Consider the following 13,918-nt stretch of genomic DNA (forward strand, 5'->3'; position numbering starts at 1 on the left):
TTTCATGATCGTGGCCGACGGCCTTTCCCGCCCGGCTTTGCGACGCACCCTGCGCCAGGCACGCCGGCAGCTCTCCGGACAGCAGCAGCGCCTGGCCTCCCGCCGACTCCTGCGCCAACTCGCCCAACACCCGCTGTTCCGCCGCGCCCGACACATCGCCTTGTACCTGCCCAACGATGGCGAGATCGACCCGCGCCCCCTGATGCTCGAAGCCCAGCGACGCGGCAAGTCTACGTACCTACCGGTCCTGAACGCCTGGCCGAGAACCCGGATGGCGTTTCAGCGGCTCATGCCCGGCGAAGCGCTGCGGAGCAATCGTTTCGGCATTGCCGAGCCGGCCGTTCGCCCCGCTCGACAGCGCAAAATCTGGACACTGGACCTGGTGTTGATGCCACTGGTGGGCTTCGATGCGTTCGGTGGGCGACTCGGCATGGGCGGCGGCTTCTACGACCGCAGCCTGGCCTATCGAAAAGTGCGCAAAAAATGTCACAAACCGACTTTACTGGGCCTGGCGCACGAGTGTCAGAAGGTAGACAGATTACCGCTGGAAAGCTGGGACGTTAGCCTGCAGGCAACGGTGACCGATGACGGCTGGTACGGAGGGAAGTGAGTCAGGCGGCCGCATCCATGCGGCCGCGCGGACCTCAGCGTTGCTGCTGGGCGTGACTGATGGGGATCGCGGAGGTGGCATCGCTCTGTTCCCAGAGCCCCTGCGTATAGCCCGTGGTAACCACGCCGAGCCCGAAGATAAGCACCAATACCCATAAAATATCCGGCTTGCGTTTCATATGTATTCGCCTCCCCCTGCCAGGCGAAAATGCTGCCGTCGAGTCGGTCTCTTTTAGTTCTGGGACTCGACACTGCCAACCTCAAGCGCGGCATTCTCCGCTATGGCCGGGTGCAGCGCAAACGCGCGCTGTCACCGACTGTCGGGGAGATTCAGCTTGAGAATCCTGATAACTCTGAAAGACGAGCAAAGTCCATGCCGTACTGGCTGATGAAGTCCGAACCCGACGAATTCTCCATCCAAGACCTGGAGCAGGCCCAACAGGCGCGCTGGGATGGAGTACGAAACTATCAGGCACGCAACTTCATTCGCGCCATGGCGCCGGGCGACGAATTCCTTTTCTATCATTCAAGCTGCGCAACACCCGGCGTCGCCGGGATCGGCCGGATTCTCCGCGGAGCCTACCCCGACCCGACGGCACTGGACCCGGAGAGCCCCTACTTCGATGGGAAATCCGACACGGCAACCAACCGCTGGAGCGCCGTCGATGTCGGCTTCGGTGAACGTTTCAGCCAGGTACTGCCGCTGTCGCGCCTGAAGCGGGAGCCCGCACTGGCTGAGCTGCCGCTGGTGCAGAAGGCCAGCAGGCTTTCGGTGATGCCGGTGACGGAGGCCCAGTGGCAGGCCATTCTCTCGCTGCGCTGAGCGGCGTCACTGCACGATCAGGTTGTTGAACAAGAGGTCCTCAACCAGCGGCTGGCCCTCCTCCTGGTTCAGTACGGCCTGGACCTGCTTGAGCGCCTCCTGGCGCAGCGCCTCCTTGGCCTCGACGCTGCCGAGGCTGGCGTCTGTCTGCTGCGAGAAGAGCATGACCAGCTGATTACGAATCAACGGCTCGTGATGCTTGACCTTGGCTTCCGCCTCGGTGCCGGTGATGCGCAACGCAACGTCGGCCTTGTAATACTTGAGCTTGGCTCCGGATCCATAGTTGCCGACCAGCGCCGGTACCAGCGTGTGATAAATCGTCTTCGGCGCCGCGGCTTCCTCACCTTCGGATGAATTGGCCATCGCCGGCACGGCGAGCAACAGGGCAAAGCAGAAAACCAGAATACGTTTCACAACTGACGACTCCAGACGCGAGGCCGCCAGCATAACCACTGCACCGCGCCGACCCAAGCCCGGCGTATGAGCACTTATCAGGGGCGACCATGCTCGTTGCGCGGGCGCCCGAGCCTTCTAGACTCCAGGCGAACTGACCTGAACAACGAAGGAAGCCCGATGAAAGCGGTCCTGTGCAAAGCGTTCGGCCCCGCCGAGCAACTCGTCATCGAAGACGCCCCCACTCCAACCCTGAAGAAAGGCGATGTGCTACTCGATGTGCATGCCGCCGGCGTGAACTTCCCCGACACCCTGATCATCCAGGGCAAATATCAATTCAAGCCCCCGTTTCCCTTCTCGCCAGGCGGCGAAGCGGCCGGCGTGATCGCCGCGGTGGGCGAGAAGGTAACCCACCTCAAGGTCGGCGACCGTGTCATGGCGCTGACCGGATGGGGCAGCTTCGCCGAGCAGGTCGCGGTACCGGGCCAAAATGCCCTGCCCATTCCGACCGAGATGGATTTCACCACCGCTGCTGCGTTCAGCATGACCTACGGCACCTCGATGCATGCGCTACGCCAGCGGGCCAACCTGCAGCCCGGGGAAACCCTGCTGGTCCTGGGCGCTTCGGGCGGGGTCGGGCTGGCTGCCGTGGAGATCGGCAAAGCGATGGGCGCCAGAGTGATCGCGGCCGCCTCGACAGCCGAGAAGCTCGAGGTGGCGAGGGCTGCCGGTGCGGACGAGCTGATCAACTACAACGAGACGAGCCTGAAGGACCGCATCAAATCGCTGACCGACGGCCAGGGCGTGGACGTGATCTACGATCCGGTCGGCGGCCCCTTGTTCGAAGAGGCGTTTCGCAGCATCGCCTGGAATGGCAGGATGCTGGTGGTTGGCTTCGCGTCCGGAGAAATACCTTCATTGCCGGCCAACCTGCCGCTGCTGAAGGGCGCCTCGCTGGTCGGCGTGTTCTGGGGCTCGTTCGCCCAGCGCCAACCGCATGACAACGCAGCCAATTTCAGGCAGCTGTTCGCCTGGTATGCCGAGGGCAAGCTCAAGCCGCTGGTTTCTCAAACGTTCACGCTGGAGCAGACGCCACAGGCCATCGACATGCTCGGACAGCGCAAGGCGGTGGGCAAGCTCGTGGTGGAGGTCCGCTGACCCGGAACCGGGCCCGAGACGCAGCCGGGCGCGACGCCGCGGCTGCTGACTGCGCCGGCACAAACGTGCGGCGGCGCATGGCGACCGGCTCGATCAGTGAGCGGTCGTCGGGGCCTCGCCTGCCTTCTGCATGCGGGCCATTTCCTGGGCATAGAGCGCATCGAAATTGACCGGTGCCAGCATCAGCGCGGGGAAAGAGCCGCGGGTGACCAGGCTGTCGAGCGTCTCACGCGCGTAGGGGAACAGGATGTTCGGGCAGAACGCGCCTAGCGTATGGCTCATGGCCTGCGCCTCGAGCCCCTTGATCAGGAAGATCCCGGCCTGCTGAACCTCAGCGATGAACGCAACGTCCTCGCCCGTCTTGACCGTGACGGAGAGGGTCAGCACGACCTCGTGGAAATCGCCCTCGAGCGACTTCTGCTTGGTGTTCAGGTCCAGAGAGACGCTCGGGTTCCACTCCTGGCGGAAGATTTCAGGGCTCTTCGGCGCCTCGAAAGACAGGTCCCGAACATAGATGCGCTGCAGGGAGAATTGTGCGCCCTGCTCTTCTTGGCCGGCTGCTCCGTTGTTTGCTTGCTCAGTCATGTGAAGCCTTCTCATTGTGCGTGGAGTGTTCAATCATCCCGCAGCCGCGCCGCGGGCCCAGCCGACACCGCTCAGCCCTGCAGCATCGCATCCAGACGTCCGGCACGGTCAAGCGCGTGCAGATCGTCGCAACCACCGACGTGCGCGTCACCGATCCAGATTTGTGGAACCGAGGTGCGACCTGCCTTGCTGGCCATTTCCGAGCGCAGCGCCGGCTTGCCGTCGACGGCGATCTCTTCATAGGCGACGCCCTTGCGATCCAGCAACGCCTTGGCGCGGATGCAGAAGGGACACCAGGCGGTGGTATAGATAACGACGTTAGGCATGTTCATTTGACCACTGGCAGGTTCTCGCCGCGCCAGCTGGAAATCCCTCCGGCCAGCTTCGCAGCGGTGAAGCCTGCCTTCTGTAGCTCCCGGCAGGCGGCTCCGGCGTGCTGCCCCATGGCGTCGACGACGACGATCGTCCTGGCCTTGTGTTTTTCCAGCTCGCCCAGTCGGCTGACCAGCTTGTCGTGGGGAATGTTCAATGAGTCGACGATGTGACCGGCATCGAACTCCTTCTTCGCGCGCACGTCCAACACGACGCCTTCGTCACGGTTGACCAGGCCGGTCAGTTCCCGGTTGCTCAGGCTCTTGCCGCCCTTGCGGGCTTCGGTGATGGCCAGGAGAACCAGCAGCACCAGAAAGATGCTGACCAGCACATAGTGGTTAGAGACGAATTCAATCAGCTTAGCGACCATCTAATGGGTACCCGGGGGATAAAATGCGGGCCAGTATACACAGCCCCCCTACCAGGCTGAACCCTGCGAATCGTGACGCCAAACCGGCCAGCCAGTAGACTGGCCGCCATTTTCGCGCCCCCGTGCAAGGAGCCAGATACATGCCTGCCGCGCCCAAACCCCTGGTACTGATGATCCTCGATGGCTTCGGCCACAGCGAGAACCCCGAATTCAATGCGATCCATGCCGCCCGCACGCCGGTCTATGACCGACTGCTCGCGACCCAGCCGCACGGACTGATCTCGGGCAGCGGTATGGATGTCGGCCTACCGGAAGGGCAGATGGGCAACTCCGAAGTGGGCCATATGAACCTGGGCGCAGGGCGCGTGGTGTATCAGGACTTCACTCGCGTGACCAAGTCGATTCGCGACGGCGAGTTCTTCAACAACCCTTCGATCTGCACGGCGGTGGACAAGGCGGTCGGCGCCGGTAAGGCCGTACACATCCTCGGTCTGCTCTCCGACGGCGGCGTTCACAGCCATCAGGATCACCTGGTTGCCATGGCCGAACTGGCGGCCAGGCGAGGCGCCGAGAATATCTACCTGCACGCTTTCCTCGACGGCCGCGACACGCCCCCCAAAAGTGCCCAGGCTTCGATCGAACTCATGCAGGCCACCTTCACACGCCTGGGCAAGGGACGCATTGCCAGCCTGATCGGTCGCTATTTCGCTATGGACCGCGACAATCGCTGGGATCGTGTTCAGCAGGCCTACGAACTGATTGTCGATGGCCAGGCTCAGTACCGTTCCGACTATGCCGTAGACGGCCTGATCGCCGCTTACGAGCGCGGCGAGAGCGACGAGTTCGTCAAGGCCACCACCATCGGCGAGCCGGTGCGCGTGGAGGATGGTGACGCGGTGGTGTTCATGAACTTCCGTGCCGACCGGGCGCGCGAGCTGACGCGCTGCTTCGTCGAGCCCGATTTCGATGGGTTCCAGCGGGCCCGCGTTCCGCAGCTCGCCGGCTTCGTCATGCTCACCCAGTATGCCGCGAGCATCCCGGCACCCTCGGCCTTCGTCCCCGAGGCACTGACCAATGTGTTGGGCGAGTACCTGGCCAAGAACGGCAAGACCCAGCTGCGCATCGCCGAGACCGAGAAGTACGCGCATGTGACCTTCTTCTTCTCCGGTGGCCGCGAAGAGCCCTTCGAAGGCGAGGAACGCATCCTGATCCCGTCGCCCAAGGTCGCCACCTATGACCTGCAACCGGAAATGAGCGCACCGGAAGTCACCGACCGCATTGTCGAAGCCATCGAACAGCAGCGCTACGACGTCATCGTCGTCAACTATGCCAACGGTGACATGGTCGGCCACACCGGCGTATTCGAAGCGGCAGTGAAGGCCGTCGAGTGCCTGGACGGCTGCATGGGCCGGATCGTCAACGCCCTGGAGAAAGTCGGCGGCGAAGCGCTGATCACCGCCGATCATGGCAATGTCGAGCAAATGGAAGACGTCATGACCGGGCAGGCGCATACCGCGCACACCTGCGAGCCGGTGCCCTTCATCTATGTCGGCAAGCGCCCGGCGCGGATTCGCGAAGGCGGTGTGCTCGCCGACGTGGCCCCGACCCTGCTTACCCTGCTGGGCCTGCCCGTCCCGCCGGAGATGACCGGCCACTCGATCGTGGAGCTGGGCTGACAGCGGCCCGCCGAAGCCCCGGGTTCCCGCTGGGGCTTCAAGCTTCCCGCTTATTTTTTAGGCATACTACGGCGGTCGTCGAACTCTCGGTTAGCTCCCCATGCCTCGTATTCTTTTCGCCCTCGCGCTTGCCTGCCTGCTCGGCCCGGCCGTCGCGGATGAACGCGCCGACGCACGCCGACAGATCGAGGCGGCACGCCAGGACGTCGCGGAACTGCAGAAGCTGCTCAAGCAGATCGAGCAGGAGAAATCCAGCGTCCAGAAACAACTGCAGAGCACCGAAAGCGAGATGGGCGAGCTGGAAAAGCAGGTCGACACCCTCCAGCAGGAAATTGATCGCAGCGAAGCCGAGCTCGAGCGTCTGGACGAGGAAAAGACGACCCTCGAGGGCGCCCGCATCGAGCAGCAGCGCCTGATCGGCATCCAGGCCCGCGCGGCCTACCAGAGCGGCCGCCAGGAATACCTCAAGCTGTTGCTGAACCAGCAGAGCCCGGAGAAATTCAGCCGCACCCTGACCTACTACGACTACCTCAGCAAGGCGCGTTTCGAACAGGTCGAGAGCTTCAACGAGACCCTGCGCCAGCTCGCCAACGTCGAGCGGAACATCGAAGCGCAGCAGGCGACGCTCGCCGAGCAGCAGGACGGTCTCAAGCAACGCCGAGAGCAACTGGCCGAAGTGCGTCAGGAACGCCAGCAGACACTGGCGAAGCTGGACCGCGATCGGGCCAGCCGCGACCAGAAGCTGCAAGCGCGCAAGCAGGAGCAGGCGCAGCTGGAGCGCGTGCTGAAAACCATCGAAGAAACCCTTGCGCGGCAGGCGCGCGAGGCCGAACAGGCACGCCAACGGGCGCTCGCACAAGCGCGCGAGGAGCAGTCACGGCAGCAGCGGGCCGGCAACACCGCACAGCCGAGCGGCCCGGTGGTCTCTAGCGCGGGCGGCAGCTTCGGCGGCCCCTTTGCCAGCGCCAAGGGCAAGTTGCCCTGGCCGGTGGATGGCCAGCTGGTCGCGCGGTATGGCACTCCGCGAGGCGGCGACGCTCGAACCAAGTGGGATGGTGTGCTGATCGGCGCCCGCGTCGGCACCCAGGTTCGCGCGGTGCATGGCGGCCGGGTGGTTTTCGCCGATTGGCTGCGTGGCGCCGGGTTGCTGGTGATCCTCGATCACGGCAACGGATATCTGAGCCTGTACGGCCACAACCAGAGCTTGCTCCGCGACGCGGGAGACATCGTCGAGGCCGGCGATCCGATCGCGACCGTGGGCAACAGCGGCGGACAGGAAGCTGCCGCCCTGTATTTCGCCATTCGCCAGCAGGGTCGCCCGAGCGATCCCGCACAATGGTGTCGCGCGCAAGGATAGGCCTCCTGGCCGCAAGCGCACCCCCTCTTATCTGGAGTCAGACATGCTGCACCTGCGCCGTTTCGCCCAACCCTCCACCCTAGCCCTGGCGGTCATGCTGGGGTTGCACGGTAGCGCCTGGGCTCAGGAGCCGCCAGCCGATACGGAACCGACCTCCATCGAGGCTCAGGATCCGGCCCGCAAGGCGCCGCTGCCACTGGACGAACTGCGCACCTTCGTCGAAGTTCTCGACCGGATCAAGGCGGCATACGTCGAGCCGGTCGATGATAAGACCCTGCTGGAAAACGCCATCAAGGGCATGCTCAGCAACCTCGACCCGCATTCGGCCTACCTCGAACCCGAGGCTTTCGCCGACCTTCAGGAGAGCACCAGCGGCGAGTTCGGCGGGCTGGGCATCGAGGTCGGGATCGAGGATGGCTTCATCAAGGTGGTTTCGCCGATCGACGACACACCGGCCTCGAAAGCCGGCATCGAGGCCGGCGACCTGATCGTCAAGATCGACGGCAAGCCCACCAAGGGCATGTCCATGATGGACGCAGTGAACCTGATGCGCGGCAAACCGGGCACTGACATTTCGCTGTCGTTGGTGCGCGAAGGCGGCAAGCCGTTCGACGTCAAGCTGACCCGCGCGGTGATCAAGGTCAACAGCGTCAAGAGCCAAATGCTGGAGCCGGGCTACGGCTACCTGCGGGTCACGCAGTTCCAGATGAACACGGGCGAGGAAGTTGGCAAGGCGCTGGCGGCGCTGCGCAAGAACAACGGCAACAAGCTCAACGGCCTGGTACTCGACCTGCGTAACAACCCCGGCGGTGTGCTGCAGGCGGCCGTTGAGGTTTCTGATCACTTCCTGACCAAGGGTCTGATCGTCTACACCAAGGGCCGCATCGCCAATTCCGAGCTGCGCTTCAATGCCGACCCGGCCGATGCCAGCGAAGGCGTACCACTGGTCGTACTGATCAACGGCGGCAGCGCCTCGGCCTCCGAGATCGTCGCCGGCGCGCTGCAAGACCAGAAGCGTGGCGTCGTGATGGGCACCGACAGCTTCGGCAAAGGCTCCGTACAAACCGTACTGCCGCTGAACAATGACCGCGCCCTGAAACTCACCACCGCGCTGTACTTCACCCCCAAGGGGCGCTCGATCCAGGCGCAGGGCATCGAACCGGACATCGAGGTCGCTCGCGCCAAGCTGACCCGCGAACAGGCTGCCGAAGGCATCCGCGAGGCGGACCTCGCCGGCCACCTGGGCAACGGTAATGGCGGCCCGGACCGCCCCAGCAGCACGCAGATTGTCAGCGACTCGGAGCGGCCGCAGGACGATGACTTCCAGCTAGGACAGGCGCTCAACCTGCTCAAGGGACTGAACCTGACCCGCGGTCAGTAAGCGATGCGCTGGGCAGCGCTGCTGTCGCTGGCGGTCTTGGTCCCCTGGATGCACGCCACGGCGGCGCCTGTCGCCGAAGGCGTGCGAATCGAGGGCTCGGAACCCCCCGAGCACATCCGTGCCAGCCGCCCAAGGCTGGCGCTGGTCATCGACGACCTTGGGCAAAACCCCCATCGCGATCAACGGGTGCTGCAGTTGCCCGGGCCCGTTGCGCTGGCCATTCTGCCCGGCACCCCGCATGCCACCTCGCTCGCCAACAAGGCCAACAGCGCGGGCAAGACCGTCATGCTTCACCTGCCCATGGCGCCGGCAGGTGGCCCCTATGCCTGGCGCCCCGGCTTGGCTGACGAGGAATTGCAACGGCGCCTGGACGAAGCCCTGCAGGCCGTGCCGCACGCCAGCGGTCTGAACAATCATATGGGCAGCGAGATGACCGGCCGTCCGTCAGCCATGCTGGCATTGATGAGCGAGCTGCAGAGGCGCCACCTGTTTTTCCTCGACAGCCGCACCAATGCACGCACCGTCGCCGCGGCGTCGGCGCAACGGGTAGGCCTGGCGAGCCTGTCCCGTGACATCTTTCTCGATGACGACCCCAGCCCAGCGGCAGTCGCTTTACAGTTTCAACGGGCCCTGGCGCTGGCGCGACAGCAGGGATCGGTGGTCATCATTGGCCATCCCCACCCCAGCACCCTGGCACTGCTCGAGCGAGAGCTGCCCCGCCTGGAAGCGGCCGGCATCGACTGGGTCGATATCGGTCAGATGATTGCCACCCGCTCAAATCGCGCCATGGCGGCGCATGGGCGCAACGGCATCTATCGCTGAACGGCCGTCAGCCCAACCGCCGATCGGGTCACTACAGGTAGCGCCGCAGGATGGCGTCAATCGAGCCATCGCTCTTCATGTCGTTCAGCGCCTTCTGCAGGCGATTCACGACCTCGTCCGGCGTTTGCTTGTTTAGCGCAAGAAACAGCTGCGCGTCGTTGAAGCGCAATACGGTGGTCAGGCCGCTGACACCCTCCTGCTTGGCCAGATACGGCCCAACCGGATCGGTAGTCGCCCAGAGGTCGATCTGCCCCTTGAGCAGCTTGCTGACGTTTTCCTGATCGCGCAGCGAATTGACCGGCTCGAAGCCCTTGCCTTCCAGATGCTGGCTGACCGCATCGTTGCGGTAGGCGCCGATGCGGTACTGCCTGGCCTCCTCGAGCGAGGTCAGGCGCAGCGAGCTGCCCGGCGGCGCGAGCAGTACCCAGCCGGTGCTTGCCAGCGGCCCGACCCACTTGAACAGTGGCTCACGCTCCGGCGTGTAGGTAGTGGAGAACAACGCCTGATCATGGTGCTCCAGGACCTGGTTGTAGATGCGATCCCAGGGAAAGCGCAACGTAAGGCTGTAGTTAACGCCGGCGCGCTTGAACATTTCCCGGACGATGTCAGCGTTGATGCCGCTGATATTGCGGTCGGCTGCGTAGTTCTTGCCATCGGCCGCCATGTTGAAGGGTGGGAAATTCTCGGTCAGGACGACGAGCTTGTAGTCCTCAGGCACTGCGGCCCTGGCCGAGCCGACCGCCAGTATGAACAGCACCGCCACAAACAAACGCCTCATCGAATGCACTCCCTTTTGGTCGAACACGCCACCGCCCCTGCTACTGGACAGGCACAACGCCAGCATTCCTCCAAAAGGTTTAGCAAGTTGTGAACCAGACGCCCATGTACAAACGGGAAAATGAGAAGCAGCTCACAGCCACGCGATCGTTTCGCTACTACGCAGCGACGACGAGCCGAAATGGCGATGAGCCAAGGCGAGCTGCGGGCGGCACCGCAATGCCGTAGGCCCATCGGGAATGGGTGGCGCCCCGCAATGGGGCGAAGAATGAAGGCGATGCCCGCTAAGGGCGCCTTCGATCAGAGGTCGCAGCCGGTGACGTCTCCATCACTGACGGCGTGCCATCGACTGCCATCTGGGAAGGCAGCAAGCTGGAAGGCAGATAAGGTCTCGGCGAGCAGGTGGTTCTGTTGCAGTTACAGCTGAGTTACCACAGCGTTCAGCGATAGACCGCGCAAGCAGGACAAACATCGCCTGAAGGCAACAGCCGCATGACGCGGCTGGGCGTTCCTGTTAGTACGGCCCGCCCCGGCGAGCTTCAGCGCATGACGATACCGCAGCTGGCCAGATAGGCTTTGGCCTCGGGCACGGTGTATTCACCGAAATGGAAAATGCTCGCCGCCAGCACGGCATCGGCCTTGCCTTCGAGGATGCCGTCGGCCAGATGCTGCAGGTTGCCGACCCCACCCGAGGCGATCACCGGGATGTGCACCGCCTCGCTGATGGCGCGGGTCACGCCAAGGTCGTAGCCACTCTTCACGCCATCCTGATCCATGCTGGTGAGGAGGATTTCGCCCGCGCCCAGCGCTTCCATCTTCTGCGCCCAGAGCACCGCATCGAGCCCGGTGGGCTTGCGCCCGCCATGGGTGAATATCTCCCATCGTGGCGCCTCGCCCGGCTTCGATACACGCTTGGCGTCGATCGCCACGACGATGCACTGCGAGCCGAAACGCTCGGCCGCCTCGCCGACGAACTCCGGCGTGAAGACCGCCGCGGTGTTGATCGAGACCTTGTCGGCCCCTGCGTTGAGCAGGTTGCGGATGTCCTGCACGGTGCGCACGCCACCGCCCACGGTCAGCGGGATGAACACCTGGCTGGCCATGCGCTCGACGGTGTGCAACGTGGTGTCGCGATTATCGACGCTGGCGGTGATGTCGAGAAAGGTGATCTCGTCAGCACCCTGCTCGTCATAGCGACGCGCGATCTCCACCGGGTCACCGGCGTCTCGGATGTTCTCGAACTGAACACCCTTGACCACACGGCCGTTGTCCACGTCCAGGCAGGGAATGATGCGTTTGGCGAGGGCCATGCAGGCCTCCTACTCTGTAAAGCCGCTGGAGGCTCGAGGCTGCAGGCTGGACGTAAGCGCAACGCGGCTATCGTCCGGCTTTCAGCCTCTCGCGATTTATTCGTCTTTGAACTTCAGATCGCAGAGCGCCTGCGCTTCGGCGACGTCGAGGGTGCCCTCGTAGATCGCCCGACCCGTGATCGCGCCGACGATGCCGGGCGTGTTGGTATCGAGCAGCTTCTGAATGTCGCCGATATTATGGATACCACCGGAGGCGATCACCGGGATGCGGCTGGCATTGGCCAGCGCGACGGTGGCCTCGACATTGCAGCCCTGCATCATGCCGTCCTTGGCGATGTCCGTGTAGACGATCGCCGAGACGCCATCGGCCTCGAAACGGCGCGCCAGGTCCACGACCTGCACACCACTGACTTCAGCCCAGCCATCGGTCGCGACGAAGCCGTCCTTCGCATCCAGGCCGACGATGACCTTGCCGGGAAAGGCCTTGCACGCTTCGCTGACGAACTCCGGTTGCTTGACCGCCTTGGTGCCGATGATCACGTAGCTGACGCCGGCGCGCACGTAGTGCTCGATGGTTTCCAGGGTACGGATGCCGCCACCGATCTGGATTGGCAGATCCGGGTAACGCTTGGCGATAGCGGTGACCACCTCGCCGTTGACCGGCTGACCCTCGAAGGCACCATTGAGATCGACCAGGTGCAAACGGCGACAGCCGGCCTCGACCCAGCGCGCAGCCATGGCGACCGGGTCGTCGGAAAACACCGTGGCGTCGTCCATGAGGCCCTGGCGCAAACGCACGCAGGCGCCGTCTTTCAAATCAATCGCTGGAATTATCAGCATTGCTATTTCCTTCGGAAAAAGAGCCTGAAGCCTGAAGCGCAACGGATTCCAGCTTTCAGCTCAGGGCTTGGGCTCAGTTACTTACCACCGGCCATCCCACGCCGCGAAGTTCTGCAGCAGTTGCAGACCATGGGTGTGGCTCTTTTCGGGGTGGAACTGAACGGCGAAACGCGAGCCGTCGGCCAGCGCGGCAGCGAAGTCTTTGCCGTAGTGACCGCGGCCAACGACCTGGCGCGGCTGTGCCGCTTCGACGTAGAAGCTGTGCACGAAATAGAAGCGCCCGTCGGCCGGGATGTTGTGCCACAACGGATGAGCCACGACGTGCTCGACCTCGTTCCAGCCCATGTGTGGCACCTTGAGGCGCTCGCCGTTTTCTTCCAGGTCCTTGCCAAAGTAACGGACCTGGCCGGGAAACAGACCAATGCAGTCGACGCCGCCGTTCTCTTCGCTGCGCTCCATCAAGGCCTGCATGCCGACGCAGATCCCGAGGAACGGTCGATCGACGCTGACCTCGTGGACCAGCTTGTCGAAACCCAGACGACGAATCTCGGCCATGCAATCGCGGATCGCCCCCACCCCGGGAAAGACCACGCGATCGGCCTCGCGAATGACCTGTTCATCACTGGTAACCAGCACGCGGCCCGCGCCAACGTGCTCGAGCGCCTTGGCGACCGAGTGCAGGTTGCCCATGCCGTAATCGATGACAGCGACGGTCTGCATTACAGACAACCCTTGGTCGAGGGCATCTGCCCGGCCATGCGCTCGTCCAGTGTCACGGCCATGCGCAGCGCGCGGCCGAAGGCCTTGAACACGGTCTCGATCTGGTGGTGGGTGTTGTGCCCGCGCAGGTTGTCGATATGCAGGGTGACCTGGGCATGGTTGACGAAGCCCTGGAAAAACTCCTGGAACAGGTCGACATCGAAACCGCCTACGGTAGCGCGGGTATAGGGCACGTGCATCTGCAGACCCGGGCGGCCGGAGAAATCGATCACGACCCGCGACAGCGCCTCGTCCAGCGGCACGTAGGCGTGTCCATAGCGGGTCATGCCCTTCTTGTCACCGACGGCCTTGGCAAAGGCCTGGCCGAGCGTGATGCCGACGTCCTCCACGGTGTGGTGGTCATCGATGTGCAGATCGCCCTGGCATTCGATGTCCAGGTCGATCAGACCATGACGCGATATCTGGTCGAGCATGTGCTCGAGGAACGGCACGCCGATGGCGAACCGGCCCTTGCCGGTGCCGTCGAGGTTGATCGTCACCTTGACCTGGGTTTCCAGGGTGTTGCGCTCTACGCAAGCCGTACGTTCGGACATCAACAGCTCCGCTGATCGTGGGGCGAAAAAGGCACGCATTATAGGCCCAAACCCTGCCCCTGGGATACGCGCCCGGCGATGGACTGCATTTTGCAGGCAACCGGTGAACGCGAACCCGAGGGCTGATCATGC

At 63.7% G+C, this 13,918-nt stretch carries 17 protein-coding genes; 7 read left to right on the top strand and 10 right to left on the bottom strand.

What is annotated here, in order from left to right:
* Positions 1-4 precede the first annotated feature (4 nt).
* Positions 5-610: a 5-formyltetrahydrofolate cyclo-ligase gene (locus tag MST27_RS01905; protein ID WP_243604312.1), complete on the top strand. Its 606-nt coding sequence runs from the start codon at positions 5-7 to the stop codon at positions 608-610.
* A 34-nt stretch (positions 611-644) separates the two neighbouring features.
* On the opposite strand, the gene MST27_RS01910 is transcribed toward MST27_RS01905, so the two are convergent.
* Positions 645-788 (bottom strand): hypothetical protein, encoded by a 144-nt coding sequence (locus MST27_RS01910; protein WP_243604313.1) that lies wholly within the window; start codon positions 786-788, stop codon positions 645-647.
* A gap of 194 nt (positions 789-982) precedes the next feature.
* Between MST27_RS01910 and MST27_RS01915 the strand changes: the two genes are divergently transcribed.
* A complete protein-coding gene (locus MST27_RS01915; RefSeq protein WP_243604314.1) occupies positions 983-1,432 on the top strand; it encodes an EVE domain-containing protein in 450 nt (149 codons plus the stop codon).
* A 6-nt stretch (positions 1,433-1,438) separates the two neighbouring features.
* Here MST27_RS01915 and MST27_RS01920 read toward each other — a convergent pair whose 3' ends face one another.
* On the bottom strand, positions 1,439-1,846 hold the full coding sequence (locus MST27_RS01920) for a flagellar basal body-associated protein FliL (RefSeq protein ID WP_243604315.1): 408 nt from the start codon (positions 1,844-1,846) through the stop codon (positions 1,439-1,441).
* 159 nt (positions 1,847-2,005) lie between these two features.
* Between MST27_RS01920 and MST27_RS01925 the strand changes: the two genes are divergently transcribed.
* On the top strand, positions 2,006-2,983 hold the full coding sequence (locus MST27_RS01925) for an NADPH:quinone oxidoreductase family protein (protein WP_243604316.1): 978 nt from the start codon (positions 2,006-2,008) through the stop codon (positions 2,981-2,983).
* A 93-nt stretch (positions 2,984-3,076) separates the two neighbouring features.
* Here MST27_RS01925 and secB read toward each other — a convergent pair whose 3' ends face one another.
* The 3 genes from secB to MST27_RS01940 form a co-directional block, all read right to left on the bottom strand.
* Complete coding sequence (secB, locus tag MST27_RS01930) at positions 3,077-3,568, bottom strand: protein-export chaperone SecB (protein WP_243604317.1); 492 nt, start codon at positions 3,566-3,568, stop codon at positions 3,077-3,079.
* 71 nt (positions 3,569-3,639) lie between these two features.
* Positions 3,640-3,894, bottom strand: a complete 255-nt coding sequence (gene grxC / locus MST27_RS01935; protein ID WP_243604318.1) for a glutaredoxin 3 — start codon at positions 3,892-3,894, stop codon at positions 3,640-3,642.
* A 2-nt stretch (positions 3,895-3,896) separates the two neighbouring features.
* Positions 3,897-4,310, bottom strand: a complete 414-nt coding sequence (locus tag MST27_RS01940) for a rhodanese-like domain-containing protein (RefSeq protein ID WP_243604319.1) — start codon at positions 4,308-4,310, stop codon at positions 3,897-3,899.
* Positions 4,311-4,450: 140 nt separating this feature from the next.
* Between MST27_RS01940 and gpmI the strand changes: the two genes are divergently transcribed.
* The 4 genes from gpmI (at position 4,451) to MST27_RS01960 (ending at position 9,546) form a co-directional block, all read left to right on the top strand.
* A complete protein-coding gene (gpmI, locus tag MST27_RS01945; RefSeq protein WP_243604320.1) occupies positions 4,451-5,986 on the top strand; it encodes a 2,3-bisphosphoglycerate-independent phosphoglycerate mutase in 1,536 nt (511 codons plus the stop codon).
* A gap of 100 nt (positions 5,987-6,086) precedes the next feature.
* A complete protein-coding gene (locus tag MST27_RS01950) occupies positions 6,087-7,343 on the top strand; it encodes a murein hydrolase activator EnvC family protein (protein ID WP_243604321.1) in 1,257 nt (418 codons plus the stop codon).
* Positions 7,344-7,386: 43 nt separating this feature from the next.
* Positions 7,387-8,724, top strand: a complete 1,338-nt coding sequence (locus MST27_RS01955) for a S41 family peptidase (protein WP_243604322.1) — start codon at positions 7,387-7,389, stop codon at positions 8,722-8,724.
* 3 nt (positions 8,725-8,727) lie between these two features.
* Positions 8,728-9,546: a divergent polysaccharide deacetylase family protein gene (locus MST27_RS01960; protein ID WP_243604323.1), complete on the top strand. Its 819-nt coding sequence runs from the start codon at positions 8,728-8,730 to the stop codon at positions 9,544-9,546.
* A 31-nt stretch (positions 9,547-9,577) separates the two neighbouring features.
* On the opposite strand, the gene MST27_RS01965 is transcribed toward MST27_RS01960, so the two are convergent.
* The 5 genes from MST27_RS01965 to hisB all read right to left on the bottom strand — a co-directional run bounded on the left by MST27_RS01965 (position 9,578) and on the right by hisB (position 13,786).
* Positions 9,578-10,324, bottom strand: coding sequence for a substrate-binding periplasmic protein (locus MST27_RS01965; RefSeq protein WP_243604324.1), 747 nt, complete (start codon positions 10,322-10,324; stop codon positions 9,578-9,580).
* 538 nt (positions 10,325-10,862) lie between these two features.
* Complete coding sequence (gene hisF, locus MST27_RS01970; RefSeq protein ID WP_243604325.1) at positions 10,863-11,633, bottom strand: imidazole glycerol phosphate synthase subunit HisF; 771 nt, start codon at positions 11,631-11,633, stop codon at positions 10,863-10,865.
* Between the two features lie 96 nt (positions 11,634-11,729).
* Positions 11,730-12,473 carry a 1-(5-phosphoribosyl)-5-[(5-phosphoribosylamino)methylideneamino]imidazole-4-carboxamide isomerase gene (gene hisA, locus MST27_RS01975; RefSeq protein WP_243604326.1) on the bottom strand — a complete coding sequence of 248 codons (744 nt, stop codon included), beginning with the start codon at positions 12,471-12,473 and terminating at the stop codon, positions 11,730-11,732.
* 81 nt (positions 12,474-12,554) lie between these two features.
* The gene (gene hisH, locus MST27_RS01980) at positions 12,555-13,193 is read right to left on the bottom strand and encodes an imidazole glycerol phosphate synthase subunit HisH (RefSeq protein ID WP_243604327.1); all 639 of its coding nucleotides are present in this window, start codon (positions 13,191-13,193) and stop codon (positions 12,555-12,557) included.
* Entirely contained in the window at positions 13,193-13,786 is a 594-nt protein-coding gene (gene hisB, locus MST27_RS01985; RefSeq protein WP_243604328.1) for an imidazoleglycerol-phosphate dehydratase HisB, read from the bottom strand. The genes hisH and hisB overlap by 1 nt, the downstream gene beginning before the upstream one ends.
* Positions 13,787-13,918 lie beyond the last annotated feature (132 nt).

This window comes from Stutzerimonas marianensis (assembly GCF_022810315.1).
Lineage (GTDB): Bacteria > Pseudomonadota > Gammaproteobacteria > Pseudomonadales > Pseudomonadaceae > Stutzerimonas > Stutzerimonas marianensis.

What these genes read in the sequence shown, in the direction of transcription:
- grxC (WP_243604318.1), bottom strand. Translation starts at nt 3,894, where the DNA reads ATGCCTAACGTCGTTATCTATACCACCGCCTGGTGTCCCTTCTGCATC.
- MST27_RS01960 (WP_243604323.1), top strand. Translation starts at nt 8,728, where the DNA reads ATGCGCTGGGCAGCGCTGCTGTCGCTGGCGGTCTTGGTCCCCTGGATG.
- secB (WP_243604317.1), bottom strand. Translation starts at nt 3,568, where the DNA reads ATGACTGAGCAAGCAAACAACGGAGCAGCCGGCCAAGAAGAGCAGGGC.
- MST27_RS01910 (WP_243604313.1), bottom strand. Translation starts at nt 788, where the DNA reads ATGAAACGCAAGCCGGATATTTTATGGGTATTGGTGCTTATCTTCGGG.
- hisF (WP_243604325.1), bottom strand. Translation starts at nt 11,633, where the DNA reads ATGGCCCTCGCCAAACGCATCATTCCCTGCCTGGACGTGGACAACGGC.
- hisH (WP_243604327.1), bottom strand. Translation starts at nt 13,193, where the DNA reads ATGCAGACCGTCGCTGTCATCGATTACGGCATGGGCAACCTGCACTCG.
- gpmI (WP_243604320.1), top strand. Translation starts at nt 4,451, where the DNA reads ATGCCTGCCGCGCCCAAACCCCTGGTACTGATGATCCTCGATGGCTTC.
- MST27_RS01925 (WP_243604316.1), top strand. Translation starts at nt 2,006, where the DNA reads ATGAAAGCGGTCCTGTGCAAAGCGTTCGGCCCCGCCGAGCAACTCGTC.
- MST27_RS01915 (WP_243604314.1), top strand. Translation starts at nt 983, where the DNA reads ATGCCGTACTGGCTGATGAAGTCCGAACCCGACGAATTCTCCATCCAA.
- MST27_RS01950 (WP_243604321.1), top strand. Translation starts at nt 6,087, where the DNA reads ATGCCTCGTATTCTTTTCGCCCTCGCGCTTGCCTGCCTGCTCGGCCCG.
- MST27_RS01905 (WP_243604312.1), top strand. Translation starts at nt 5, where the DNA reads ATGATCGTGGCCGACGGCCTTTCCCGCCCGGCTTTGCGACGCACCCTG.
- MST27_RS01955 (WP_243604322.1), top strand. Translation starts at nt 7,387, where the DNA reads ATGCTGCACCTGCGCCGTTTCGCCCAACCCTCCACCCTAGCCCTGGCG.
- hisB (WP_243604328.1), bottom strand. Translation starts at nt 13,786, where the DNA reads ATGTCCGAACGTACGGCTTGCGTAGAGCGCAACACCCTGGAAACCCAG.
- MST27_RS01965 (WP_243604324.1), bottom strand. Translation starts at nt 10,324, where the DNA reads ATGAGGCGTTTGTTTGTGGCGGTGCTGTTCATACTGGCGGTCGGCTCG.
- MST27_RS01940 (WP_243604319.1), bottom strand. Translation starts at nt 4,310, where the DNA reads ATGGTCGCTAAGCTGATTGAATTCGTCTCTAACCACTATGTGCTGGTC.
- hisA (WP_243604326.1), bottom strand. Translation starts at nt 12,473, where the DNA reads ATGCTGATAATTCCAGCGATTGATTTGAAAGACGGCGCCTGCGTGCGT.